This is a genomic window from Mycobacterium sp. E342, assembly GCF_001667665.1.
Classification (GTDB): domain Bacteria; phylum Actinomycetota; class Actinomycetes; order Mycobacteriales; family Mycobacteriaceae; genus Mycobacterium.
This window is the reverse complement of record NZ_LZJM01000079.1, coordinates 1-24,064: the sequence shown is the minus strand read 5'-3', so window position 1 is coordinate 24,064 and position 24,064 is coordinate 1. Positions and strand designations below refer to the sequence as shown.

Annotated in this window: 26 protein-coding genes and 1 pseudogene; 18 read left to right on the top strand and 9 right to left on the bottom strand. The window is 70.3% G+C overall.

Going from position 1 to position 24,064, the window contains the following annotated elements; genetic code table 11:
* On the top strand, positions 1–308 hold a 308-nt coding region (locus A5692_RS05260; RefSeq protein WP_197514361.1), incomplete at its 5' end, for a CbtA family protein.
* On the top strand, positions 305–853 hold the full coding sequence (locus A5692_RS05255) for a histidine phosphatase family protein (protein ID WP_068052938.1): 549 nt from the start codon (positions 305–307) through the stop codon (positions 851–853). The genes A5692_RS05260 and A5692_RS05255, both read left to right, overlap by 4 nt.
* Before the next feature lie 26 nt (positions 854–879).
* Here A5692_RS05255 and A5692_RS05250 read toward each other — a convergent pair whose 3' ends face one another.
* The 3 genes from A5692_RS05250 to mhuD form a co-directional block, all read right to left on the bottom strand.
* Positions 880–1,329, bottom strand: coding sequence for a pyridoxamine 5'-phosphate oxidase family protein (locus A5692_RS05250; RefSeq protein ID WP_068052949.1), 450 nt, complete (start codon positions 1,327–1,329; stop codon positions 880–882).
* Between the two features lie 246 nt (positions 1,330–1,575).
* The gene (locus A5692_RS05245; RefSeq protein ID WP_068052935.1) at positions 1,576–2,940 is read right to left on the bottom strand and encodes a serine hydrolase; all 1,365 of its coding nucleotides are present in this window, start codon (positions 2,938–2,940) and stop codon (positions 1,576–1,578) included.
* Complete coding sequence (mhuD, locus tag A5692_RS05240; RefSeq protein WP_068052933.1) at positions 2,915–3,235, bottom strand: mycobilin-forming heme oxygenase MhuD; 321 nt, start codon at positions 3,233–3,235, stop codon at positions 2,915–2,917. The genes A5692_RS05245 and mhuD overlap by 26 nt, the downstream gene beginning before the upstream one ends.
* A 63-nt stretch (positions 3,236–3,298) precedes the next feature.
* Between mhuD and A5692_RS05235 the strand changes: the two genes are divergently transcribed.
* The 8 genes from A5692_RS05235 to A5692_RS05200 all read left to right on the top strand — a co-directional run bounded on the left by A5692_RS05235 (position 3,299) and on the right by A5692_RS05200 (position 11,521).
* The gene (locus A5692_RS05235; protein WP_068052930.1) at positions 3,299–4,069 is read left to right on the top strand and encodes an alpha/beta fold hydrolase; all 771 of its coding nucleotides are present in this window, start codon (positions 3,299–3,301) and stop codon (positions 4,067–4,069) included.
* 99 nt (positions 4,070–4,168) lie between these two features.
* Positions 4,169–4,507, top strand: coding sequence for a helix-turn-helix transcriptional regulator (locus A5692_RS05230; protein ID WP_156765933.1), 339 nt, complete (start codon positions 4,169–4,171; stop codon positions 4,505–4,507).
* A 5-nt stretch (positions 4,508–4,512) separates the two neighbouring features.
* Positions 4,513–4,992, top strand: coding sequence for an NADH-quinone oxidoreductase subunit B family protein (locus A5692_RS05225; protein WP_068052941.1), 480 nt, complete (start codon positions 4,513–4,515; stop codon positions 4,990–4,992).
* Positions 4,993–5,072: 80 nt separating this feature from the next.
* Positions 5,073–6,965: a proton-conducting transporter membrane subunit gene (locus A5692_RS05220; protein WP_369830261.1), complete on the top strand. Its 1,893-nt coding sequence runs from the start codon at positions 5,073–5,075 to the stop codon at positions 6,963–6,965.
* Positions 6,966–6,970: 5 nt separating this feature from the next.
* On the top strand, positions 6,971–7,921 hold the full coding sequence (locus tag A5692_RS05215; protein ID WP_068052944.1) for a respiratory chain complex I subunit 1 family protein: 951 nt from the start codon (positions 6,971–6,973) through the stop codon (positions 7,919–7,921).
* Positions 7,918–8,580 (top strand): hypothetical protein, encoded by a 663-nt coding sequence (locus A5692_RS05210; RefSeq protein ID WP_068052924.1) that lies wholly within the window; start codon positions 7,918–7,920, stop codon positions 8,578–8,580. The genes A5692_RS05215 and A5692_RS05210 overlap by 4 nt, the downstream gene beginning before the upstream one ends.
* Positions 8,580–10,046 (top strand): proton-conducting transporter membrane subunit, encoded by a 1,467-nt coding sequence (locus A5692_RS05205; protein ID WP_068052922.1) that lies wholly within the window; start codon positions 8,580–8,582, stop codon positions 10,044–10,046. Before A5692_RS05210 ends, A5692_RS05205 begins: the two co-directional genes overlap by 1 nt.
* Complete coding sequence (locus A5692_RS05200) at positions 10,043–11,521, top strand: NADH-quinone oxidoreductase subunit C (protein WP_068052918.1); 1,479 nt, start codon at positions 10,043–10,045, stop codon at positions 11,519–11,521. Before A5692_RS05205 ends, A5692_RS05200 begins: the two co-directional genes overlap by 4 nt.
* Before the next feature lie 17 nt (positions 11,522–11,538).
* Here A5692_RS05200 and A5692_RS05195 read toward each other — a convergent pair whose 3' ends face one another.
* Positions 11,539–12,450, bottom strand: a complete 912-nt coding sequence (locus A5692_RS05195) for an A/G-specific adenine glycosylase (protein WP_068052915.1) — start codon at positions 12,448–12,450, stop codon at positions 11,539–11,541.
* Between A5692_RS05195 and A5692_RS05190 the strand changes: the two genes are divergently transcribed.
* Together A5692_RS05190 and A5692_RS05185 are read left to right on the top strand one after the other, a co-directional pair.
* Positions 12,449–13,066 carry a carbonic anhydrase gene (locus A5692_RS05190; protein ID WP_068052911.1) on the top strand — a complete coding sequence of 206 codons (618 nt, stop codon included), beginning with the start codon at positions 12,449–12,451 and terminating at the stop codon, positions 13,064–13,066. The two genes, A5692_RS05195 and A5692_RS05190, sit on opposite strands and share 2 nt — an antisense overlap.
* Positions 13,067–13,181: 115 nt before the next feature.
* Positions 13,182–13,988, top strand: coding sequence for a hypothetical protein (locus A5692_RS05185; RefSeq protein ID WP_102420071.1), 807 nt, complete (start codon positions 13,182–13,184; stop codon positions 13,986–13,988).
* Here the strand turns inward: A5692_RS05185 and disA are convergent.
* Genes disA through A5692_RS05170 form a run of 3 tightly spaced genes read right to left on the bottom strand, consistent with a single transcriptional unit; the run spans position 13,985 to position 17,111 of the window.
* Positions 13,985–15,058, bottom strand: a complete 1,074-nt coding sequence (disA, locus tag A5692_RS05180) for a DNA integrity scanning diadenylate cyclase DisA (protein ID WP_068052906.1) — start codon at positions 15,056–15,058, stop codon at positions 13,985–13,987. The two genes, A5692_RS05185 and disA, sit on opposite strands and share 4 nt — an antisense overlap.
* On the bottom strand, positions 15,055–16,485 hold the full coding sequence (gene radA / locus A5692_RS05175) for a DNA repair protein RadA (RefSeq protein ID WP_068052903.1): 1,431 nt from the start codon (positions 16,483–16,485) through the stop codon (positions 15,055–15,057). Before radA ends, disA begins: the two co-directional genes overlap by 4 nt.
* Before the next feature lie 59 nt (positions 16,486–16,544).
* Positions 16,545–17,111 carry a hypothetical protein gene (locus A5692_RS05170; RefSeq protein ID WP_068052900.1) on the bottom strand — a complete coding sequence of 189 codons (567 nt, stop codon included), beginning with the start codon at positions 17,109–17,111 and terminating at the stop codon, positions 16,545–16,547.
* Positions 17,112–17,408: 297 nt separating this feature from the next.
* Here A5692_RS05170 and carD point away from each other — a divergent pair, with 297 nt between their 5' ends.
* The 6 genes from carD to A5692_RS05140 are packed head-to-tail and all read left to right on the top strand — an operon-like array spanning position 17,409 to position 22,457.
* Positions 17,409–17,897: an RNA polymerase-binding transcription factor CarD gene (gene carD / locus A5692_RS05165; protein ID WP_007166539.1), complete on the top strand. Its 489-nt coding sequence runs from the start codon at positions 17,409–17,411 to the stop codon at positions 17,895–17,897.
* Positions 17,898–17,913: 16 nt separating this feature from the next.
* Positions 17,914–18,600, top strand: coding sequence for a 2-C-methyl-D-erythritol 4-phosphate cytidylyltransferase (gene ispD, locus A5692_RS05160; protein ID WP_068052897.1), 687 nt, complete (start codon positions 17,914–17,916; stop codon positions 18,598–18,600).
* Positions 18,601–18,608: 8 nt separating this feature from the next.
* Positions 18,609–19,079: a 2-C-methyl-D-erythritol 2,4-cyclodiphosphate synthase gene (ispF, locus tag A5692_RS05155; protein WP_369830260.1), complete on the top strand. Its 471-nt coding sequence runs from the start codon at positions 18,609–18,611 to the stop codon at positions 19,077–19,079.
* 50 nt (positions 19,080–19,129) lie between these two features.
* Positions 19,130–20,539, top strand: coding sequence for a cysteine--tRNA ligase (gene cysS, locus A5692_RS05150; protein ID WP_068052892.1), 1,410 nt, complete (start codon positions 19,130–19,132; stop codon positions 20,537–20,539).
* Positions 20,540–21,472, top strand: a complete 933-nt coding sequence (rlmB, locus tag A5692_RS05145; protein WP_068052888.1) for a 23S rRNA (guanosine(2251)-2'-O)-methyltransferase RlmB — start codon at positions 20,540–20,542, stop codon at positions 21,470–21,472.
* 4 nt (positions 21,473–21,476) lie between these two features.
* Positions 21,477–22,457: a glycerophosphodiester phosphodiesterase gene (locus A5692_RS05140; RefSeq protein ID WP_068052885.1), complete on the top strand. Its 981-nt coding sequence runs from the start codon at positions 21,477–21,479 to the stop codon at positions 22,455–22,457.
* Here the strand turns inward: A5692_RS05140 and A5692_RS05135 are convergent.
* Positions 22,454–23,695: an SLC13 family permease gene (locus tag A5692_RS05135; protein WP_068052883.1), complete on the bottom strand. Its 1,242-nt coding sequence runs from the start codon at positions 23,693–23,695 to the stop codon at positions 22,454–22,456. The genes A5692_RS05140 and A5692_RS05135 overlap by 4 nt on opposite strands.
* Before the next feature lie 15 nt (positions 23,696–23,710).
* A pseudogene (locus A5692_RS05130) lies at positions 23,711–24,064 on the bottom strand (MBL fold metallo-hydrolase); the annotation flags it as partial.

Sequence of the window (24,064 nt, the reverse complement as noted above, 5' to 3'; positions counted from 1 at the left end):
GGTTGCTGGCCGCCCGGGTCGGCGCGTGGCACGGGCGGCTGCTGGCGGCCGGCGCATACGTCGCGGCGGTCGCGGTGGTGATGGTGCTGCTCCCGAGCGTCGACGAGACACCCGAACCGCTGCGCGACACATCGGGGGCAATCGTCTATCCGGGCTTTCCTGCCGGCGTCCTGTACGAGTTCAGGCTGTTGGCACTGGCCGCGCAGCTGGTGTTGTGGGTGACCATCGGCGTGGTGTTCGCGACGCTCGCCGGGCGACTGCTCGGGGAGCGCACCGGGAGCGGCCGGGCGGCGAGCATCGCCGGGTGACGGAGGTCGTCCGGCTAACGCTGGTGGCGCACGCGATGACCGACGCGATGGCCGCCGCGCGTTTCCCCGGTGATGAACCCCTCAACGACGTCGGGCGTCGCCAGGCCGAAGCCGCCGGTTCTGACTTCCGCTGCGGTGCATGCCATTTCACCGGGCCCGAGGGACGCGCCCGGCAAACGGCGGACTTGCTGGGATTGGACGCCACCGTGGATCCGCGGCTGGCCGACCTGAATTGCGGCCCCTGGCAGGGCAAGAGGCTACAGGACGTGCCGTGCGGCGACCTGATGGTCTGGCTGACCGATCCGGCCCGCGCTCCGCATGGCGGCGAGTCGATCGCCGACCTTATCCAGCGGGTGGACCGATGGCTGAACTCGTTGACCGAGAACGCGGCGGCCACCGTCGCGGTGACGCACCCCGCGGTGATCCGGGCGGCGATCCTGCTGGCGCTCGACGCCCCCGCGAAATCGTTCTGGCGGATGGACATTGCGCCGGTCAGCCGCACCGCGCTGCATTACCGCGGCGGCTGTTGGACGCTCCGCCGGTAGTCGCCATCAGCGGCGCGGCGAATCGGCTATTCGTGGACGCCGTCGACGATGCGGATGCCGGTGATGATCTCCGGTTGGATCGCGATCATGGTGTCCATGGTCATGTTCACCCACGGGTGGAGAAGTTGTTCGTAGCGCGCGAGTTGCTCGGGGTCGGTGATCGTGGTCGCCCACCCGGTGACCGCCACGCTCCAGCCCGCCCGCCGCTCGGCGTCGAGGCGGTCGACTTCATAGGCCATCACCACACCGGCGTTGGCACCCGATCGCACCACGGTGGAAACCTTGGCCGCCAGGCGGGTGCGAACGATGATCCGTCCGTCGTCGAGGAGATGATTGACCAGGCGGATCGTGGGCAAGGCCTTGTCGTTGAACACCACCCGCCCATGGTCGACGCTGGCCAGCAGCCGCATCGCCTCGAATTCATCGAGTTGGATCACCTCGCGGCGTGGTGCCAGCGCTGCCGAGTCCCCGGTCACCGTGTGCCACCGCACGCGTCTGTGCGGTCGAAAACGTCGTGAGACGCAGCCACTTTCAGTTGCCGCCGATCGTGGCGCATCTGCACAGACAACCGCCCCACCTCTTTTCCGTTCGGACCTCGACTCTGGCAAGTTCTGCAGTCTCGTCGGGCGGCACACTCGTCGGAAGGGCCAAAAGTCCCAGCTGGCCTGTGGTGTGCGTCACAACGCGCACGCGATGGGCGTCGGGCGCTGTTGCTGTTACGGCTATCGCGGCGCGATGAGCGCGAAGGCCTGCTTGGCGACCTGCAGCATCCACCCGGTCACGGTCGGCCCGTGGTCTCGCGGCCAGTTGAGCTGGAAGCTCACCACGTACGGCTGCTGCGTCTTGTCGACGGCGTACCAGCTGAAGGTCAGATCACCCGGCAGGCCACCGGCTTTCGCGCCGATGTACGGCCAGACGTTGCGGTCCAGCTGGATGCCCGACACCGCGGAGAGGATCTGCTTGACCGGTGCGGCCCTGCCCACGGCGTCGGCCTGCAGGGCCGTATGGATCCGGCAGATGTCCTCGGCGTTGCCATACCACTCCGCGCCATACGACGATGCCGGGGTGTGGGCGCGCGTCGGATCCGGTTCGTAGGGGGTTTCATTCGCCTGCGCCAGCAGTCGGGCCCGCACTTGCGGGGACCCGTGCTGCCACTGCTCGCGCAGATCTGGCTTGCCCCAGCCCACCGAGAACAGCTCGTACATCGTCGGGAACGGCGTCATGCTGGCCGGGTCATGGTGACCGGCGGTGGCGAGCGCCTCCTCGATGGCGTGCGTGCCCAGCCGTCCGATCAGCAGATCGGTCGCCATGTTGTCGCTCGTCGCGATCATCTTCTCGGCGGCCGTCCGAACCGAAACCTGCGCTCCCGCAGGCAAAGCCAAACCGGACGAGCCCACCGCCCGGCTCTTGTCGGTGACGGTCAGCTGATCATCCCAGGAGACCGTGCCGGCCTGGATGGCGCCCGCCACGGCGTGCAGCACGTACAACTTGAAAATCGATGCCAGCGGCAAAGATTGACCGGTGTTGGTGCCCGCGACCGGGTCACAGTGCCCGTTGTCCACCTTGGCGACCTGGTAGGAGTAGCGGGCGCCGGTCTTGCTCAACACCGCGTCGATGTCGTGCCACGAGTTGATCTTCGGCGCCTGCGTCTCGAGCTCGAACCGGTCGACCCAGCCACCGTCGTCGGTGTGGATGCGGATGTCTTGGCGCGCACCGTAGGACGACGTCAGGTGCAGGGTCGCCACGCTGGCGCCCAGATCCACGCCGTCGAGGGCGAACGGACGGTCCCACCACAGTGCCTCCATGGTGGTCTCCACCGGCTTGACCATGTCCGGCGCGGCCAGGGTGCCGACGCCGACCGGGCCGATGGGCCAGTCGGAGTTGAGCATGTCCAGCGTCTGCTGGGCCCGAATGCCCGGTGGGGTGCGGACGTCGATCTGGCGGCCGGGATTGGCCGCGTTCGCCTGGGGGGAGTGAGAGGGCGCGCAACCGGGCGCGAACGTCACTGCCAAGGCGGCGGCGGCACTCAACGCCACCGCGCGGCGCCGGGCCGAGAACCCGCTAGCCAGCCTGCTTGCTGCCGGCAACGTCCATCACAACCTCGAATTCCAGCAGCGATGCCCCGGTCGCCACCGGGTTCGCCCGTTCACCGGCGTGGGCCGCGATGGCAGGCCCCTGCGCCCAAGCCTGAAACGCCTCCTCGGACTCCCACTGCGTCACGACGAAGTAGCGGTTCTCGCCCTTGATCGGGCGGAGCAGCTGAAACCCGAGGAAGCCGGGCTGGTTGTCGACCGCGTGCGCCCGGTGTGCGAACCGCTTCTCCAGCTCGGGGCCGGCGTCGGCGGGTACCTCGATTGCGTTGATCTTCACCACTGGCGGCATGCCGCTAGGCTACCCTCTCGCCCCGCCTGTCCGACCGCAGGGCGGGGGACGCAGGATGGTGACATGCCCGGTGATCTGCTGTCTTGCCGCGGGGGGCAAGGCGAGCCGTTGGTGCTGGTGCATGGCCTGATGGGGCGCGGCACCACGTGGTCACGGCAATTGCCGTGGCTGACTCGCCTGGGTGCGGTGTACACCTACGACGCCCTGTGGCATCGGGGTCGTGACGTCGACGACCCGCACCCGATCAGCACCGAACGGTTCGTCGCCGACCTGGCCGATGCCGTGAGCGCGCTCCAGACGCCGGTCAGGCTTCTCGGCCATTCGATGGGCGCCCTGCACTCGTGGTGTCTGGCCGCGCAGCATCCCGAACTGGTGTCCGCGCTGGTGCTCGAGGACATGGCCCCGGACTTTCGCGGCCGCACCACCGGTCCGTGGGAGCCGTGGCTGCACGCGCTGCCGGTCGAGTTCGACTGCGCGGAGCGGGTGATCGAGGAGTTCGGACCCGTCGCGGGGCGCTACTTCCTGGAGGCCTTCGACCGGACCGCCACGGGGTGGCGCCTGCACGGTCACCCCGCCCGGTGGATCGAGATCGCCGCCGAATGGGGCACCCGCGACTTCTGGCAGCAATGGCGGGCGGTGCGCGCCCCGGCGCTGCTCATCGAGGCGGGCAATTCGGTCACACCGCCGGGGCAGATGCGGGAGATGGCCACAATCCATTCTGGCGCAACGTATTTGCATGTCGAGGACGCCGGTCACCTGATCCACGACGAAGCGCCGCGGGCGTACCGCGAGGCGGTCGAGTCGTTCTTGACGGCGTTGCCCGCGCGCGACTGAACACCGCCCGTCGTCACCGCTCGGTGTGAACCCGTCAGCACAATATGATAAATTCTTCAATCGTTCAAACGTAGGAAGTCTGTAGTCTTCAGGAGCAGGATCGTGACGGAGCCGCTGTACAAGCTCAAGGCGGAGTTCTTCAAGACCCTGGGGCATCCAGCGCGGATCCGGATCCTGGAGCTGCTGGTGACGGGCGACAAGTCCGTCGCCGAATTGCTGCCGGAGGTCGGGATCGAAGCCTCGAACCTGTCCCAGCAGCTCGGTGTCATGCGCCGGGCCGGTGTGGTCGACGCGCTGCGGGACGGCAACACGATGATCTATTCGATCGCCTCACCGGACATCGCCGAACTGTTGATGGTGGCGCGCAAGGTGCTCACCGGCGTGCTCAGCGACCGCGTGGCGATGCTGGAGGGCCTGCGGTCCGGCGGTGCGGAGTAGTGCGCATGGGTTGGGTCAGCAAAGCCTTGAAGGTCGGCCGGATCGCCGAACCCGCACCGCCCGCCCCGGAGCCGGCGACCAATCCGCCTGCCGGAGTGCGCGGTTCGCTCCAGATCCGGCACGTCGACGCGGGGTCCTGCAACGGGTGCGAGGTGGAGATCTCGGGCGCGTTCGGGCCGGTCTATGACGCCGAGCGGTTCGGCGCCCGCTTGGTGGCATCGCCGCGGCACGCGGACGCGCTGCTGGTGACCGGCGTCGTCACGCACAACATGGCCGGCCCGTTGCGGGCCACGATCGAAGCCACCCCGCTGCCCCGTCGGGTGATCGCGTGTGGGGACTGCGCCATCAACCGAGGGGTCTTCGCCGGCGCCTATGGCGTGGCGGGCGCGGTCGGCGAGCTGGTGCAGGTGGACATGGAAATCCCGGGCTGCCCGCCGTCGCCGAGCGAGATCGTCGCGGCTCTGCGGGCGGTGACCGGCAAGTGACCGCGGTGTTGGCCACCCGCGCGGTGCCCGCCCCAGACGTGTTGCGCCGCAACGGCTCCGCGCCCGTCTGCGCGGGCGCGCTGACCGCGCTGTTGGGTGTCGGCGGGGTGTGGGCCGGCGCGCTGGGAATGTTCGGTCCGGTGCGCGCCGTCCGCATCGGGTGGTTGCTTCCGTTGTCGGGCGTCGAGCTGAGCCTCGATCCGCTTGGCGGATTCTTCATGGCGCTCACCGGGGCGGTCGCAATCGTGGCCGGGCTGTACACGATCGGGTATGCCCGGCACGAGCAGCTGAGGCCGGTCACCCTGGCGGTGCTGCCGGCGTTTGTCGCGGCGATGCTGCTGGTGCCGGCGGCGGCGTCGGTCACCACCTTCCTGCTGGTGTGGGAGTTGATGGCGGTCGCGTCGTTGGTGTTGGTGCTCGCCCATCACACCCGGCCGGAGGTCCGCTCCGCTGCGTTGGTGTACGCGGTGATGACCCAGTTGGGCTTTGTGGCGATCCTCGTCGGCCTGATGGTGTTGTCGGCTGCCGGCGGGGCGGACCGGTTCGCCGACTTGCACCGGATACCCCAGGGCGCGTGCGCCGCGGTGTTCCTGTTGACGCTGGCGGGCTTCGGATCGAAGGCGGGGCTGGTGCCGCTGCACGCGTGGCTGCCGCGCGCCCACCCGGAGGCGCCGAGCCCGGTGTCGGCGCTGATGAGCGCGGCGATGGTCAACCTCGGCGTCTACGGCATCTGCCGCGTCGATCTGCAACTGCTCGGCCCGGGTCCGCGCTGGTGGGGACTGACCATGATGGTCGTCGGCGGGTTGTCGGCCCTCTACGGGGTGGTGCAGGCGTCGGTGGCCACCGATCTCAAACGGCTGCTGGCCTATTCGACGACCGAGAACCTCGGGTTGATCACGCTGGCGCTGGGCGGCGCCACGCTGTTCGCGTCCGCGGGCGCGAACGGCCCGGCGACGATCGCGGTGGCCGCGGCCATGCTGCACCTCGTCGCCCACGCGGCGTTCAAGAGCCTCGGATTCCTCGCGGCGGGATCGGTGTTGGCCGCGACCGGGCTGCGCGACCTGGACGGGCTGGGCGGCCTGGCCCGCCGCATGCCGGCGACCACGATCCTGTTCGGGGTGGCCGCGCTCGGGGCGTCCGGATTGCCGCTGGGCGCCGGGTTCGTCAGCGAGTGGCTGCTGCTGCAGTCGCTGATCCACACGGCGCGAGAGCATTCCGCCGTCCTGGCGTTGACCACGCCGCTGGCGGTCGGCGCGGTGGCGCTCACCACGGGCCTGGGCGTGGCGGCGATGGTCAAGGCGTTCGGGATCGGATTCTTGGCGCGGCCGCGCTCGGAGCGGGCCGATCAGGCTCGGGAGTCGCCGGGCACCATGCTGGCCGGGATGGGGATCGCGGCGGCGGCCTGTCTGGTGCTGGCGGTGGCACCCTCGGCCGTCGGCCCCGCGCTGGGCCGGGCGATCGCGGCGCTCCCGGCGGCCCGGACGGTGCAATTCAGCGGTATCGGCGCTGTGGTGCGGCTGCCCGGCCTACCGGGCTCGATCGCACCCGGGGTGATCGTGGCCGGCGTCGTGCTGGCCGCGCTGATCGCGGCCGTGCTGGCCCGTTGGCGGTCCGGCCGTCGCCCGGCACCCGCCACACTGCCGCTATGGGCTTGCGGCGCAAACGATCTCACGTCGCGAATGCAGTACACCGCCACGTCGTTCGCCGAGCCGCTGCAAAGAATCTTCGACGACGTACTGCGCCCCGACACCGACGTCGAAGTCACCCACACCGCCGAGTCGCGTTATCTGGCCGACAAGATCACCTACCGGACCAGAATCGCCGACGCGATCGAGGAACGCTTATACCCGCCGGTGATCCGCGTGGTCGCGGCCGCGGCCGGATTGGTGCGCCGCGCCCACCCGGGAAGCGTGCACCTGTACCTGGCCTACGGCGCGCTCGGCGTGCTGATCGTCCTGGTGGTCGCCCGATGAACGCCCTGTCCTACGCCGCGGGTGCGGCCCAGATCGGCGGCGTGATGGCCGGCGCGCCGCTGGTGATCGGGCTGACCCGGCAGGTCCGCGCCCGCTGGGAAGGCCGCGTCGGTGGCGGCGTCCTGCAGCCGTGGCGCGACATCGTCAAACAGCTTGGCAAACAACGGATCACCCCAAGCGGCACGACGCTGGTGTTCGCGGCCGCACCCGCGATCGTCGCCGGGACCACACTACTGATCGCCGCGATCGCGCCGCTGGTCGCCACCGGATCGCCGCTGGACGCCAGCGCCGACCTGTTCGCCGTGGTCGGACTGCTGTTCGTCGGGACCGTCGCGCTGACCCTGGCCGGCATCGACACCGGCACCTCGTTCGGCGGCATGGGCGCCAGCCGCGAGATCACCATCGCCGCACTCGTAGAACCCACCATCTTGCTGGCGGTCTTCGCCCTGTCCATGCCGGCGGGATCGGCGAATCTCGGTGCGCTGGTGGCCCATACGGTCGCCCATCCCGGGCAGGTGGTGTCGCTGGCCGCGGTGCTGGCGTTCACCGCGCTGGTGATCGTGATCGTCGCCGAGACCGGACGGCTGCCGGTGGACAACCCGGCCACCCATCTCGAGCTGACGATGGTCCACGAGGCGATGATCCTCGAATACGCGGGTCCGCGGCTGGCCCTGGTCGAGTGGGCGGCCGGGATGCGACTCACCGTGCTGCTGGCGCTGCTGGCAAACCTTTTCGTGCCGTGGGGCATTGCCGGCGGCCGGCCCGGCGCCGTGGACATCGTCGTCGGCATCGCGGCGGTGGCGGTCAAGGTCGCGGTGCTGGCGGGACTGTTGGCCACCGTCGAGGTGTTCGTCGCCAAGCTGCGGCTGTTCCGGGTGCCCGAGTTGCTGGCCGGTTCGTTCCTGTTGGCGTTGCTCGCGGTCGTCGCCGCCAACTTCTTCGTGGTGCCGGCATGACGTACGGCACGTTCTCGGTACTGGTCGACCTCGCCGCCGGCGGTCTGCTGCTGGCCGCGGTGCTGATCGTGTGGCGCCGCGACCTGGCCGCCATCATCCGGCTGCTGGCGTGGCAGGGCGCCGCCCTGGCGGCCATCCCGGTGCTGCGCGGGGTGTACGACCACGACCGCGCGCTCGTCGGCGTCGGCGTCGCCGTGCTCATCCTGCGGGTTGCGGTCCTGCCGCGGCTGCTGGCCCGCGCCGGCAGCGCCGAAACGCGATTGCGCCGGGAAGCCACCCCACTGGTGAACACCGCGACGTCGCTGCTCATCACCGCCGCGCTGACGCTGGCCGCGTTCGCCGCCACCGGACCCCTGGTGAACCTGCAGCCCGCCGCCACGACCACCGCGGTGCCGGCCGCGACCGCGGTGGTACTCATCGCCCTGCTCGTGATGGTCACGCGGCGGCACGCAGTGTCGCAGGCGGCGGGATTCCTCATGCTGGACAACGGGATCGCCGCCACCGCGTTCCTGCTCACCGCCGGAGTTCCGCTGATCGTCGAACTCGGCGCTTCGTTGGACGTGTTGTTCGCCGTCATCGTGATCGGCGTGCTGACGGGCCGGCTGTCGCATGCCTTCGGCGGTGCCGACCTGGACGCGCTGCAAGAGCTGCACGACTGATGACCGGTTTACTGCTCGCCGCCATCCTCACCCCGGTCGGTGCCGCGGTGGCCGTTCTCGTCGCCGGATGGCGCCGGGCGACCGCGACGCTGATCGTCGGATCGGCGGTGACGGTGCTCGCGTGCGGCGCGGCGCTCGCGTTCGATGTCGGATCCGGCACCCGGTTGGCGATGGGCGGGCTGCTGCGGGTCGACGCGCTCACGGCCACGATGCTGATCGTCATCGGAATCGTTGCCACCCTGGCCACCTGGGCCAGCATCGGCTACCTCGACGCCGAACTCGCCCACGACCACACCGATTCGCGCGGGGCCCGGGTGTACGGGGCCCTGACGGCGGGCTTCCTGGCCGCGATGGTTGTCGCCGTGTGCGCCAACAACATCGGCGTGATCTGGATCGCGATCGAGGCCACCACGGTGATCACCGCCTTCCTGGTCGGACACCGCCGCACCCGAAGCGCGCTCGAAGCGACCTGGAAGTACGTCGTGATCTGCTCGGTCGGCATCGCCGTCGCCTTCCTGGGCACCGTGCTGGTCTACTACGCCGCCGAGCATGCCGGCGCGCCGGCCGCCGCCGCCCTGAACCTCGACGTGCTGGCGGCGCACGCCGGCGGGCTCGACCGCGACATCGCCCGCCTGGCGGGCGGATTGCTGCTCATCGGCTACGGCGCCAAGGCCGGGTTGTTCCCGTTCCACACCTGGTTGGCCGACGCCCACAGCCAAGCCCCGGCGCCGGTTTCGGCGCTGATGAGCGGGGTGCTGCTGTCGGTGGCCTTCTCGGTGTTGATTCGCCTCAAGCCGGTCATCGCAGGCGCCACCGGGCCCACCTTCATGCGGTCGGGCCTGCTGGTGATCGGGCTGGCGACGCTGGTGGTCGCCGCGCTGATGCTGACGGTGACACCCGACATCAAACGCATGCTGGCCTATTCGTCCATGGAGAACATGGGCCTGATCGCAATCGCCGCGGCGGCCGGCACCTCGCTGGCCATCGCCGCGCTGCTGCTGCACGTCCTCGCTCACGGGATAGGAAAAACGGTGCTCTTCCTGGCGAGCGGCCAGCTGCAGGCCGCTCACGACTCGACCAAGATCGCCGACATCACCGCCGTGCTGAGGCGTTCGCGCCTGATCGGTGTGTCGCTGGCCGTCGGGGTGGTGGTCCTGCTCGGCCTGCCGCCGTTCGCGATGTTCGCCAGCGAGCTGGCCATCGCCCGTTCCCTCGCCGACGCCCGGCTCGCCTGGGCCCTCGCCGCCGGCATGCTGCTGGTCGCGATCGCCTTCGCCGCGCTGGCCCGCAACGCGGGCCGGATCCTGCTGGGCGCCCCGGTCGCCGCGCCACGGATCACGGTCCCGCGAACGGTGGCGGCCGCCCTGGTCCTCGGCATCGCCGCATCGATCGCCCTCGGTGTCACCGCCGGCCCGCTCACCGACCTGTTCACCATCGCGGCCGGCGAGGTCGGGGGACCGCGGTGAGGCCGCAATGGCAGCGCCACCGGCTGACCCAGGACCGGCTGGCGGATACGGCTGAGGACCTGCTGGGCAAGGGGTTTCGGCTGGGCCTGGTGGCCGCGCACGACGACGGTGCCGGCTTCCGCGTCGTCTACCTGTTCCTGGCCGGGTGGCCGGATCGTCGTGTCGAGCTGGAATGCGTTGTGCCGAAGGATGATCCGGCGATTAGATCGCTGGCCTACATGTCGTTCGCCGCCAGTCGCTTCGAGCGGGAAATGGCCGACCTGTACGGCATCCGGTGCGTCGGGCATCCCAAGGCGCGCCGCCTGGTCCGGCACGCCCACTGGCCCGAAGAGTGGTACCCGATGCGCGGCGACGCGCCACCCGCCCCCGAATTCGATGGCGCGGGCCGGTTTCCGTTTGTCACCGTCGAGGGGCCCGGGGTATACGAAATCCCGGTGGGCCCCGTGCACGCCGGGCTGATCGAACCCGGCCATTTCCGGTTCTCCGTCGCCGGCGAAACCGTGCTGCGGCTCAAGGCCCGACTGTGGTTTGTCCACCGGGGCATGGAGAAGCTCTTTCAGGGCCGGCCCGCCGGCGGCGCGGTCGACCTGGCCGAACGCGTCAGCGGCGACACTTCCGTCGGGCACGCGCTCGCCCACTGTCTGGCCGTCGAGGACGCGCTCGGGATGGAACTTCCCGACGAGGTGCACCGGTTGCGGGCGCTGTTGGTCGAACTCGAACGGCTCTACAACCACGCCGCCGATTTGGGTGCACTGGCCAATGACGTCGGTTTTTCGCTTGCGAACGCGCACGCGCAACGCATTCGCGAAGATTTGTTGCGGCTCAACGCCACAGTGACCGGGCATCGGCTGCTGCGCGGCGCCGTCCGCCCGGGCGCCGTCACGCTGCGGGCGCTGCCCGATGTCGCCGCGCTGCGGCGGATCGCCGACGACCTGGCCGAGATCGCCGAACTGACGCTCGGCAACACCGTGGTGTACGACCGGTTCGCCGGGACCGCCGCCCTGCACCCAGACGACGCGCGCGCCCTCGGCTGCCTGGGCTACGTCGCGCGGGCGAGCGGCATGCGCACGGACGCCCGGGTCGAACACCCCACCGTCGCGCTACCCGTCACCGAGATCGGCGCCGCCGCGGGTGACGTGCTGGCCCGCTACACGGTGCGGCGCGACGAATTCTCCGCGTCCACCGAACTGGCCTGTCACCTGACCGAATCACACTGCGGGCCAATCGCATACGACGTCATGGCGCCATCGCCGGGGATGACTCGCAGCGGCATCGGCATCGTCGAGGGCTGGCGCGGGACCATCGTGCACCGCGTCGAGACCGACGCCGCCGGCCGGATCACCCGCGCGAAGATCGTCGACCCGTCGTGGTTCAACTGGCCGGCGCTGCCGGTCGCGATGGCCGACACGATCGTCCCCGACTTCCCGCTGGCCAACAAGAGCTTCAACCAGTCCTACGCCGGCAACGATCTCTGACGAGCTTTGACCCCCGGCTAGGCTTCGCCGAGCAACGCGAAACGGCCGTCGGCCGTCCGGGTCACCAGGCCGTCGGCCAGCAGCGAATCCAGTGCCCGGTCGCGCTGGGTGGCATCAGTCAGCCACGCCAGGTCGAGCTCCGCCCGGGTGACCGGGGAATCGTTGGCGCGCAACACATCCAGCAACCTGCCGCGGACCTGACGGTCGGTTCCGGCGTAGGTCTGCACCCGCCGCGCCGGCCCCTGCGCCGGGGCGTAGCCGGCGTCCCGCCACGCGCACCGGCTGAGCGGGCACAACCCACACCGCGGCGCCCGTGCCGTGCACACCGTGGCGCCCAGCTCCATCAGGGCCACCGAAAACCGCGGCGCCGCATCGTCGACCGGTAACAGCGCGTCGACATCGGCGTGGTCGCGGGTCGCGGACGGGTTTCCGGCATCGGCCCGCCCGTGCACGGCCCGGGCGACGACCCGGCGCACGTTGGTGTCCACCACCGGAACCCGTTGGCGGTAGGCGAAACAGGCGACGGCGCGCGCGGTGTAGCTGCCGATGCCGGGCAGGGTCAGCAGGGCGTCGACGTCGGCGGGAACCACGTCGCCGTGCTCCCGGGCGATGACGGTCGCGCACTCGTGCAAGCGCTTGGCGCGCCTCGGATAACCCAGCTTGCCCCACGCGCGCAGCACGTCGGCGGCGCTGGCCGCCGCGGTCGCCGACGGGGTGGGCCAGCGCGACACCCAGTCCGACCAGATCGGCAGCACCCGCGAAACCGGTGTCTGCTGCAGCATGAATTCGCTGACCAGGATCTGCCACGCGCTGACGCCGGGCTCCCGCCAAGGCAGGTCGCGGCGGGCTCGTTCGTACCAGTCGAGCAACTCGTCGGCCGAAATATTTGGCCGCCCGTTTACCGGCGGATGCGGCATGATGTCAGCCATGCCTAACACCAGTCCGTTAACCGCGTGGAAAGCACTCAAAGAGGGTAACGAGCGATTCGTCGCCGGGAAGCCGCAGCATCCCAGCCAGAGTGTCGAACACCGGGCCAGCCTGGCCGGTGGACAGAAGCCCACCGCGGTGGTGTTCGGCTGCGCGGACAGCCGGGTGGCGGCCGAGCTCATCTTCGACCAGGGTCTGGGCGACATGTTCGTGGTGCGCACCGCCGGACAGGCCATCGACTCGGCGGTGCTGGGCTCCATCGAGTTCGCCGTGACGGTGCTCGATGTGCCGCTCATCGTCGTCCTGGGCCACGACAGCTGCGGTGCCGTCAAGGCCGCCCTGGGCGCCATCAACGATGGTGCGATACCGGGCGGTTTCGTGCGCGACGTGGTGGAGCGGGTCGCGCCCTCGATCCTGATGGGCCGCCGCGAGGGCCTGAGCCGCGTCGACGAGTTCGAGGAACGGCACGTGCGCGAGACGATCGCCCAGCTGGTGTCGCGTTCGTCGGCGATCGCCGACCGGATTGCCGAGAAGACCCTGGCGATCGCCGGCGCCACCTACCACCTGGCCGACGGGCGGGCGGCGCTGGTCGACCACGTCGGCGACATCGGCGAATAGCGGGGGAGTAAGCCGCTTTCTCGGCCCGTCACTAACACGACGGTCAGCCAGCAAACCCCGCGACACGCCGGGGCGGGTCAGCCAACTCAGCGTGACCTGGGCCTACGCTGCAAACGTGCTGGATCTGGAACCACGTGGCCCGCTACCCACGGAGATCTATTGGCGGCGCCGTGGCCTGGCCGTGGGCGTCGCGGTCGTCGTCGTCGGGATCGTGGTCGCCGCGGTCATCGCCTTCATGGGACACAACTCGGGCGCCAAGCCCGCCAGTGTCGACAAGCCCAATTCCGCTCAGAGCAAGCCCGGTTCGCCCGCCCCGCAGGCGCCTCCGCCGGCGGCCCCAGGGGAGCAGCCCAACCCGGCCGTCCCGCAGCAGGGGCAGAACCCCGAGATGCCCACCCCCACCGCCGCGGTGCAGCCGCCGCCGGTGCTGAAAGAGGGCGACGACTGCCCCGATTCGACGCTGGCCGTCAAGGGCCTGACCAACGCGCCCCAATACTTCATCGGTGATCAGCCGAAGTTCACCATGGTCGTCACCAACATCGGCCTGGTGTCGTGCAAGCGCGACGTGGGCGCCGCGGTACTGGCGGCGTACGTGTACTCGCTGGACAACAAGCGGCTGTGGTCCAACCTGGACTGCGCGCCGTCCAACGAGACGCTGATCAAGACCTTCACCCCGGGCGAACAGGTGACGACCGCGGTGACGTGGACGGGGATGGGGTCGGCGCCGCACTGCCCGCTGCCGCGGCCGGCGATCGGCCCGGGCACCTACAACCTCGTGGTGCAGCTGGGCAACCTGCGTTCGCAGCCGGTTCCGTTCATCATGAACCAGCCGCCCCCGCCGCCGGGCCCGGTGCCCGGACCGGGGCAGCCGGCCGCCGCGCCGCCGCCCGAGGCCCCGCCCGCCCCGGTTCCCGCGGGCTAACTCAGCGGGTCGGCGATAGTCGACTCCGCGAGCTGCGACAGCCCCTCCCGCACGTGGCGGGCCCACATCGCGCCGATGCCCTCCACCGATTGCAGGTCGCCCGCGCTGGCCGCCAGCAGGCCCTGCAGCGTCCCGAACGACCGGACCAACAGGTCGGAGTGGGCGAACTGCAGCCGCGGAATGCTGGCCAGCGCGCGGTAGCCGCGCGGGCTGACCGCCGAGTCCTGCGCCTCCGCCGTCGTCGGGTAGCCGAAAACCTTTGCCAGGGCGGTGAGTTCGAGCAGGTCGGTGTCCGAGAGGGCGTCGAGCTCGTCGAGGGTCGCGGTCATCTGCGCTTTGGACAGCGGCTCGGGGCTGGCGTGATAGTCGCGCACGGTTAGCTCCCGCGCGATGTCGTTACCGCCCAGCAGCTCGTCGAGCTGCAGCCGCAGCTGGCGCCCGTCGGTGCCCAGCTCGACGACGTCGTCGTCGATCACCAGGCCGATGCGCCGGACCAGCTCCAGCCGCTGCACCACCGTCATCACGTCGCGCAGCGTGACGAAGTCCTCGATCTCGGCAAGAGACAGTTGCCTGCTGACCTCATCGAGCCTGGTCTTGTACCGCTCCAAAGTCGCGATCGCCTGGTTGGCCCGCGACAGGATGGTCGCCGAATCGGCCACCACGTGGCGTTCGCCGCCAACGTAGACGGTCACGATGTTCATCGAGTGGCTCACCGAGATCACCGGGTAACCGGTCTGGATCGCCGCCCGTTCCGCCGAGCGGTGCCGCGTCCCCGATTCGTCGGTGGGTATCGACGGGTCCGGCACCAGTTGCACATTGGCGCGCACGATGCGGCTGCCGTCGGTGGACAGCACGACCGCGCCGTCCATTTTCGCCAGCTCCCGCAGCCGGGTCGGCGCGTAGCGGACGTCCAGCGCGAAGCCGCCGTCACAGATGGCTTCGACGTTCTCGTCGTTGCCGAGGACGATCAGCGCGCCGGTACGGCCGCGCAGGATGCGTTCCAGGCCGTCGCGCAGCCCGGTCCCCGGGGCCAGGCGGGCGACGGTCTCACGCAGTGTCGGACGGGTCACAGCGTGTCATTGTGCGGCCCGACCGCGTTATGCGTCCAGCCGCTGCGCGGCTCGGCGATGGCTTTCATGTGTTGCAGCGCCGCGACGATGGTCGGGGCCCGCAGCGCCCGCATGCCGGCAGGCACTATCTCGCGTCGAGGGTCGTCGCCGTCCGGGATGAGCGCGATGCTGAATCCCTGGCGCGCGGCCTCGCTCAGCCGCCGCTCCATGCCGCTGACCCGCCGCAAATCGCCCGCCAGCCCCACCTCGCCGATCATCACCGCCGTCGTCGGCAACGGCAGGCCGGAGTAGGCCGAGGCCAGCGCGATCGCGACGGCCAGGTCCGAGGAGGGATCGGTCAACCGCATGCCACCGACGGTGGACAGGTAGATGTCGCTGACGCCGACGGCCAGCCTGCCGTGCTTCTCCAGCACGGCGCTGATCATCGCGGCGCGCGAGTGGTCGATGCCGCTGACGGCGCGCCGCGGCGAGCCGCCCCCCGGCGTCGCCAGCAGCGCCTGGACCTCCCCGATGAGCGGCCGCTTGCCGTCCAGCGTCACGGTTATCGCGGTCCCGGCGACCGGCGCCGGACGCTGGTCCAGGAAAAGGTTCGACGGGTCGGACACGTCCTCGATCCCGTTGTCGTGCAGCATGAAACAACCGACCTCGTCGGCGGCGCCGAACCGGTTCTTGATCCCGCGCACCATCCGCAGCGAACCGTTGCGGTCGCCCTCGAAGTGCAGCACCACGTCGACCAGGTGCTCCAGGGAGCGGGGGCCGGCGATGGCCCCGTCCTTGGTGACGTGGCCGACCAGGATCAGCGCGACGCCGTTGGCCTTCGCCGCCGCGGTCAGCGCCGCGGTGACCGCACGCACCTGCGTGACACCGCCGGCCACGCCGTCGGCCTCCGTCGTTGACATGGTCTGCACCGAGTCCACGATCACCAGCGCGGGCCGCACCGTCGAGATGTGGTCCAGCACCGTGTGCACGTCCGATTCGGCGGCCAGATAGACCTCCTCGGCGCCGCATCCCATCCGGTCCGCCCGCAGCCGGATCTGGCCGGCGGACTCCTCACCGGAGATGTACAGCGCGCGCCGGCCCGACAGCGCCCAGCGGTGGGCCACCTTGAGCAGCAGCGTCGACTTGCCCACGCCGGGGTCACCCGCCAGCAGCGTGACCGAACCCGGCACCACCCCGCCCCCGAGCACCCGGTCGAGCTCGCCGATGCCCGTCGAGCGGTGCCGGCTGGCGTTGGGTTCGACGGCGGTGATGGGGACCGCTCGCGAGGCCGAGGCCGAGGCGATCCCCGTGCGACGGCCGCCGACCGCGCTCAGCACCGGCACCTCGTCGACGGTGCCCCAGGTGCCGCACTCCATGCAGCGGCCCACCCATTTGGCGGTGACGTGCTGGCATTCGGAGCAGCGATATTGGGAGCGCGGATTAGCCACGCCATGACGGTATCGGGGCGATACGACAAGTCCCCGCCATGACAGGCGGTTACGCCCGCCTAGCTTTGCTGCGGCGGGGCCAGCCCGGCCGAGACCGGAACCAGCACGGTGGCCTGACCGGCCTTCTCGAACGTGAACGTGAAGTTGTATAGCAGGCCGTTGCTGATCGGCTTGGCGAGCATCACGGTCGCCTTGGCCGAGTTGTTGGAGCCCATGGGCCCCGGCGGCACCTTCTGGCCCTCCGGCGTGCCGATCAGCAGCATCCCGCCGGCGGGCAGCCGGCCGTCTCCGCTCAGGCTCACCGCCCCGACGTCGCTGGTGATGCTCACCAGCCTGTCCGGCGTGTCGGGCGACTGGTTGATCGCCACCAGCAACAGGTCCACCGCCCGCCCGGGCTGGATGGAGTCGCCGGTCTGCGAGGCCTGCATGCGGATGTCGCGCAACGCCACGTTCTTGATCGTGACCTTGTTGCCGTTGATCGCGGGCTCCTGGACGGCCATCTGCGAGACCTGGCCGGCCCCGCAACCGCTGAGCAGGACGGCGACCACCGCGATCAGGCCGACGAGCGCGGCCCGGAGGGTCGGCGCTGGCAGGCGGACGGGGAGGCTCATCTCGAAGCGGTTCACTCAATGCCTCCTGCTGGGCCGGTTCGACTGATGCAACTATGCACAGTAGTAGGAAGGTTTCGCGGGCGGTAGCGCGGGGCGCGAGACCAGCCCGGGAGCGCTTCCGCATGCTCGCTTGGGGCCGCGTGGGGGCCGGTCTCGGGGCGGGGTGAGCGCATTGGTAATGTGCGTCACTGCACGTTCTGCTCCCCGTGTCAACCCCTAATCTGCGCGTGTTGTGCCCCTGACCTGCATCGTTGCTCCTCGCGCGATTGGGCGGCCGTGTTAGACTGAAGTAACGAAAGGGGCTCGAATCAGATGATCTTCAAGGTCGGCGACACCGTTGTTTACCCACATCACGGTGCTGCGTTAGTCGAGGCGATTGAAACCCGCACCATCAAAGGGGAACAAAAGGAATATCTCGTCTTGAAGGTGGCGCAGGGAGACCTGACCGTTCGAGTACCCGCCGACAACGCCGAGTACGTCGGCGTCCGCGACGTTGTCGGGCAAGAAGGCCTCGACAAGGTGTTCCAGGTGCTGCGGGCTCCGCACACCGAAGAGCCGACCAACTGGTCGCGCCGCTACAAGGCCAACCTGGAAAAGCTGGCCTCCGGAGACGTCAACAAGGTGGCCGAGGTAGTTCGCGACCTGTGGCGCCGCGACCAGGAACGCGGTCTGTCCGCCGGCGAGAAGCGCATGCTGGCCAAGGCCCGCCAGATCCTGGTCGGCGAATTGGCTCTCGCCGAGAGCACTGACGACGCCAAGGCGGAAACCATCCTCGACGAGGTTCTGGCCGCCGCTTCCTGAAGACCCTGATCCTTCGGTGGTCACGGGGACGCCCTCCTCGGGCGCGGTCGTCGCGGTCGTTCCGGCCGCAGGTTCGGGCGAGCGATTGGGCGCCGGCATCCCGAAGGCATTCTGTGAGATCGACGGGCACACCCTGCTGGACCGCGCCGTCGGCGGTTTGCTGGAATCCGGAGTCGTCGACCACGTCGTGGTGGCGGTGCCGGCGGCCCGCGTCGACGAGGCCAAGCGGGAGCTGGGCGAGCGAGCGACCGTCGTCGCCGGGGGAGCCGACCGAACCACGTCGGTGAGCCTGGCGCTGGCGGCGCTGGCCGGTGAACCCGACTTCGTCCTGGTGCACGACGCCGCCCGCGCCCTGACACCCCCCGAGCTGATCGTGCGCGTGGTGGACGCGCTGCGGGCCGGGCACGCCGCCGTCGTGCCGGCGCTGCCGCTGCATGACACCATCAAGGCCGTGGACGCCAACGGGGTGGTCCTGGGCACGCCCGAGCGGGCCGGCCTGCGCGCCGTGCAGACGCCGCAGGGTTTCGCGCGCGACCTGCTGTTGCGGGCCTACCAGCGGGCCGGCACCGCCGATTTCACCGACGACGCGTCGCTGGTCGAGCATGTCGGCGGCCAGGTCCAGGTGGTCGACGGCGACCCACTGGCGTTCAAAATCACCACCCAGCTCGACCTGCTGCTGGCCGAAGCGGTCGTGCGCCGGTGAGCGAGCTCCTGCCTCGGGTCGGCCTCGGGGTCGACGTGCACCCGATCGAACCGGGGCGGCCGTGCTGGCTAGTCGGCCTCCTGTTTCCCGGCGCCGACGGCTGCGCCGGCCACTCCGACGGCGACGTGGGGGCGCATGCGCTGTGCGACGCCCTGTTGTCGGCCGCCGGCCTGGGCGACATCGGCGCGATCTTCGGGGTCGACGACCCGCGCTGGAAGGGCGTCAGCGGCGCCGACATGCTGCGCCACGTCGCCGACCTGGTGGCGGGCGACGGCTTTCGGGTCGGGAACGCCGCGGTGCAGTTGGTCGGCAACGAGCCGAGGGTCGGCCCGCGCCGCGCCGAGGCGCAACGCGTGCTCTCGGAGTTGCTGGGCGCTCCGGTGTCGGTGTCGGCGACGACGACCGACGGGCTGGGGCTGACCGGTCGCGGCGAGGGCCGCGCCGCCATCGCCACCGCATTGGTGGTCCCCGTCGGCTAAGGCCCGCGTAGCGCCGGGCAACTCGGATCCACCCGGTAAGCTGGCACGTCGTGACCGATCGCGCCCGCTTGCGGCTACACGACACCGCATCCGGTGCCGTGCGTGATTTCGTCCCGCTGCGCGAGGGCCACGTCTCCATCTACCTGTGCGGCGCCACGGTTCAGGGCCTGCCGCACATCGGCCATGTCCGCAGCGGCGTGGCCTTCGACATCCTGCGCCGCTGGCTGATGGCCCGCGGCTGCGACGTCGCCTTCATCCGCAACGTCACCGACATCGACGACAAGATCCTCAACAAGGCCGCCGCGGCGGACCGGCCATGGTGGGAGTGGGCGGCCACCTACGAGCGCGCGTTCAGCGCCGCCTACGACGCGCTGGACGTGCTGCCGCCGTCCGCCGAGCCGCGCGCCACCGGGCACATCACCCAGATGGTCGAATTGATGGAACGCCTGATCGAAACCGGCCACGCGTACCCCGCGGGGGGCGACGTCTACTTCGACGTGCTCAGCTATCCGGAATACGGCCAGCTGTCCGGACACAAGATCGATGACGTCCACCAGGGCGAGGGCGTGGCCACCTGCAAGCGCGACCAGCGCGACTTCACGCTGTGGAAGGCCGCCAAGCCCGGCGAGCCGTCGTGGCCCACGCCCTGGGGTCGCGGGCGCCCCGGCTGGCACCTGGAATGCTCGGCGATGGCGCGGACCTATCTGGGGCCGGAGTTTGACATCCATTGCGGCGGGATGGACCTGGTTTTCCCGCACCACGAGAACGAGATCGCGCAGAGCCGCGCCGCCGGTGACGGATTCGCCCGGTACTGGCTGCACAACGGCTGGGTCACCATGGGCGGCGAGAAGATGAGCAAGTCGCTGGGCAACGTCCTGGCCATCCCGGCGTTGTTGCAGCGGGTACGGCCGGCGGAGCTACGCTACTACCTGGGCAGTGCGCACTACCGTTCGATGTTGGAATTCTCCGATGCGGCCCTGCATGACGCGGTGAAAGCCTATGTGGGCGTTGAGGAATTCCTGCACCGCGTCCGCGTACGGGTCGGTGCCGTCGAGCCCGGCGAGTGGACTGAGCGGTTCGCCGAGGCACTCGACGACGACTTGGCCGTCCCGGCCGCACTGGCCGAAATTCATCACTCCCGGGCCGAGGGCAACCGGGCCCTCGACACCGGCGACCACGAGGGCGCGCTAAAACATGCCCGCGCGATCCGCGCCATGATGGGCATCCTGGGCTGCGACCCGCTCGACGAACGGTGGGAAACCCGCGACGAGACGTCTGCCGCACTGGCGGCCGTCGAGGTGCTGGTGCGGGCCGAACTGCAGAACCGGGAAAAGGCTCGCGAGCAACGCAATTGGGCGCTCGCCGACGAGATCAGGGACCGGCTGAAGCTCGCCGGCATCGAGGTCACCGACACCGCCGACGGGCCGCAGTGGTCCCTGCAGGCCGGTGACGTTAAGTAGATGGCCGGCAATTCGAAGCGCCGCGGGGCGGTACGCAAAGCGGGCACCAAGAAGGGGGCGACCGTGGGTTCGGGCGGCCAGCGCCGCCGTGCGCTGGAGGGGCGCGGTCCCACGCCGCCGGCGCACCTGCGTCCCAACCATCCCGCCGCCAAGCGTGCCCAGTCCCAGCCGCGCCGGCCCACCAAGCGGACCACCGACGAGACGGAGACCGTGCTCGGCCGCAACCCGGTGCTGGAATGCCTGCGCGCCGGCGTCCCCGCGACCGCGCTTTACGTGGCCCTGGGCACCGAGGCCGACGAACGGGTCACCGAATGCGTTGCCCGCGCTGCGGATTCGGGCATCCCGATCCTCGAGGTGCCGCGTGCCGACCTGGACCGGATGACCGCCAACCACCTGCATCAGGGCATCGCGTTGCAGGTGCCGCCGTACAACTACGCCCACCCTGACGATCTGCTGGCGGCGGCCATGAGCTCGCCACCCGCGCTGTTGGTGGCGTTGGACAACATCTCCGATCCCCGCAACCTGGGTGCCATCGTGCGTTCGGTCGCGGCGTTCGGCGGCCACGGCGTGCTGATCCCGCAGCGACGGTCGGCGTCGGTGACGGCGGTGGCCTGGCGCACCAGCGCCGGCGCCGCGGCCCGCATCCCGGTGGGCCGGGCCACCAATCTCACTCGGACTCTGAAGGATTGGGCCGACCGTGGGATCCGGGTGATCGGCCTGGACGCCGACGGCGACACGGTGGTCGACGACATGGACGGCGCCGACCCGCTGGTGGTGGTCGTCGGGTCCGAAGGCAAGGGGCTGTCGCGTCTGGTGCGGCAGAACTGCGACGAGGTGGTGTCCATCCCGATGGCCGGGCACGCCGAATCGCTGAACGCCTCGGTGGCCGCCGGGGTGGTGCTCGCCGAAATAGCGCGCCAGCGCAGGGGCTAACCCGTTGCCCGGCTGGCCCGCCCGCCTCGGAGCCGTGCTGGCCGCGCTCGCGCTCGCCGCACCTGCGCCCGCGGCATCCGCCGAGAGGCCGGGCTTCGACCTGCAGGCGCACCGCGGCGGACGTGGGGAGACCACCGAGGAGTCGCTGCGCGCGTTCGCGAAATCAGTCGAATTGGGCGTCAGCACACTCGAACTCGATATCAACATCACCAAGGACGGACAACCGCTGGTCTGGCACGACCCGACGATCGACGCCGAGAAATGCTCCGACACCGGACCCGCGTCCGCCGGCGACCCGCAGTATCCCTACGTCGGCAAGCTGGTGCACGAGCTCACCCTGGCACAGATCCGCACGCTCGACTGCGGACGGCGGCTGGCGGAGTTTCCCGACGCCGAGGTGGTGCGGGGCAACAAGATAGCCATCCTGCCGGAGGTGTTCGCCCTCGCCGATTCCTACCGCGCCCCCGTGCGGTACAACATCGAGACCAAAGTCGCGGCCGACCACCCCGGCACGTCGGCCGATCCCCAGCAGTTCGTCGACGTGATACTGGCGGCGGTCAGGTCGGCCGGCAAGGTCGGCCGGGTGGAGATAGAGAGCTTCGACTGGCGCACCCTGCCGTTGGTTCGCCGGGACGAGCCGTCAATTACGTTGGTGGCCTTGTACAACGGCGAAACCTGGGTGCCCGACTCGCCGTGGCTGGCCGGTGAAAACCCCGCCGCGATCGGCGACCCGCTGCTCGGGGCGAAGTTGGTGGGCGCCGACATCGCCTCGCCCGACTACCGGCTCGTGACCGGCAAACCCTACGTTGACCGCGCGCATGCGCTGGGGCTGCAGGTGATCCCGTGGACCGTCGACGACGCGGCCGGCATGCGCGAACAGATCGCCGACGGGGTCGATGGACTCATCACCGATTTCCCGACGCTGCTGCGCGGCGTGTTGGCCCAACTCGGAATGCCGCTACCGCCGGCCTACCGCCGCGGTTAGCCGCCGAGCAGGCGCGCCGACGCCCACAGCGCCACCACCGCGACCACCAGGGACGCGGGCACGGTGCACAGCCCGAGCCGGGTGTATTCCCCGACGCCGGCATCGACATCGTGCTGGCGAAGCACGCGCCGCCACAACAGGTTCGACAGCGAACCGACGTAGGTCAGGTTCGGTCCGATGTTCACCCCGAGCAGGACGGCGAGGATGGCGACCGGTCCGCTCGGGGCGACCAGCGGCAGCAGCACCAGGGTGGCGGGCAGGTTGTTCACGACGTTGGCCAGCGCGGCGGCCACCGCCGCGATGGCCAGCAGCGCGGGCAGCGTCGAACCGGACGGCAGCACCGCCGACATCGCCCTGTCCATGCCGTTGACCATGACCGCCCGCACCACGACACCGAGCGCCAACACGAACACCAGGAACGACACGTGCGCCGAGCGCGCGATGTCCACCACCGAGGTGTGCCCGCGGTTCAGGCTGCGCACGGCCAGCGCGACCGCGCCGGCGAGCGCCACCCAGGCCGGGGCCACCCCGACGGACTGGGCCACCGCGAACCCGGCCAGCGTCAGCCCGACGACCACCAAAACGAACACCGGCGGCCGCGGCGCCTGCCCGTCTTCCTGCGGTTCGGGCTGCACACGCAGGTCCGCGGCGAAAAACCAGCGGAATATCGCGTACAGCGTGACCACCGCGCCCAGCCACGGCAAGGCCATCAACAGGGTGAACCGCGTGAACGACAGGCCGGCGGTGTGAAACGCCAGCAAGTTGGTCAGGTTCGACACCGGCAGCAGCAGGGAGGCGCCGTTGGCCAGGTGCGCGGTGGCATAGGCGTACGGCCGCACCGGTGTCTTCAGCCGGCGGACCGCGGCCAGCACCACCGGCGTCAGCAACACCACGGCGGTGTCCAGGCTCAGCACGGCGGTGATCAAGGAGGCGATGACGAACACCCGCAGCAGCAGGCTGCCCGACCCGACGCGGCCCCGCGCGATCACGGCCCCCGCGGCCTCGAACAGGCCCTCGTCGTCGCACAGCTTGGCCAGTACCAGCACGGCGCCCAGGAACCCGACCACCCCCGATAACCCGGCCACCTCGTCGGCCGCCTGGCGCACCGATATGGCGCCGACCGCGACCAGGACGAGCGCCGCGGGAACGGCCGCCACCGCCTCCGGCAGGCCCTTCGGACGCACCACCGCGAACGCCAGGACGGCAGCGAGCAGCGCCAGCGCAAGTGTCAGGGTCAACGTCTTAAGGCCGCTTCACGCCCAGGGGTCCTCGCGCCGCCACACCGTCGGCAGGTGCAGCGCGACACCGTCGGCGGTGGCGAGCTCGTCGAGAATGCGGATCGAGGCGTCCAGGTCGTCGCCCGCATAGGGCAAGGCCCGCAGCGGTTTCGACAGGGGCCGGAAGAAGTCGTCCCAGTGAATGAGGATCACCCGGCGCGCCCCCACCGCGCGCACGGTCTCGGTCCAGTAGTCGATCAGGTAGGAGCGTGGCCGCAACCCCAGCTGACCGACGGACAGGTAGACCGCGTCGGCGCGGTGGCCGGCCAGCGCGCCCTCGACGAAACCGGCGCTGCCCTGGATCAGCAGCCGTCGGGCCGGCGGCCGGTG

What these genes read in the sequence shown, in the direction of transcription:
- mhuD (WP_068052933.1), bottom strand. Translation starts at nt 3,235, where the DNA reads ATGCCGCCAGTGGTGAAGATCAACGCAATCGAGGTACCCGCCGACGCC.
- A5692_RS05235 (WP_068052930.1), top strand. Translation starts at nt 3,299, where the DNA reads ATGCCCGGTGATCTGCTGTCTTGCCGCGGGGGGCAAGGCGAGCCGTTG.
- A5692_RS05225 (WP_068052941.1), top strand. Translation starts at nt 4,513, where the DNA reads ATGGGTTGGGTCAGCAAAGCCTTGAAGGTCGGCCGGATCGCCGAACCC.
- A5692_RS05210 (WP_068052924.1), top strand. Translation starts at nt 7,918, where the DNA reads ATGACGTACGGCACGTTCTCGGTACTGGTCGACCTCGCCGCCGGCGGT.
- A5692_RS05205 (WP_068052922.1), top strand. Translation starts at nt 8,580, where the DNA reads ATGACCGGTTTACTGCTCGCCGCCATCCTCACCCCGGTCGGTGCCGCG.
- A5692_RS05190 (WP_068052911.1), top strand. Translation starts at nt 12,449, where the DNA reads ATGCCTAACACCAGTCCGTTAACCGCGTGGAAAGCACTCAAAGAGGGT.
- A5692_RS05195 (WP_068052915.1), bottom strand. Translation starts at nt 12,450, where the DNA reads ATGGCTGACATCATGCCGCATCCGCCGGTAAACGGGCGGCCAAATATT.
- carD (WP_007166539.1), top strand. Translation starts at nt 17,409, where the DNA reads ATGATCTTCAAGGTCGGCGACACCGTTGTTTACCCACATCACGGTGCT.
- rlmB (WP_068052888.1), top strand. Translation starts at nt 20,540, where the DNA reads ATGGCCGGCAATTCGAAGCGCCGCGGGGCGGTACGCAAAGCGGGCACC.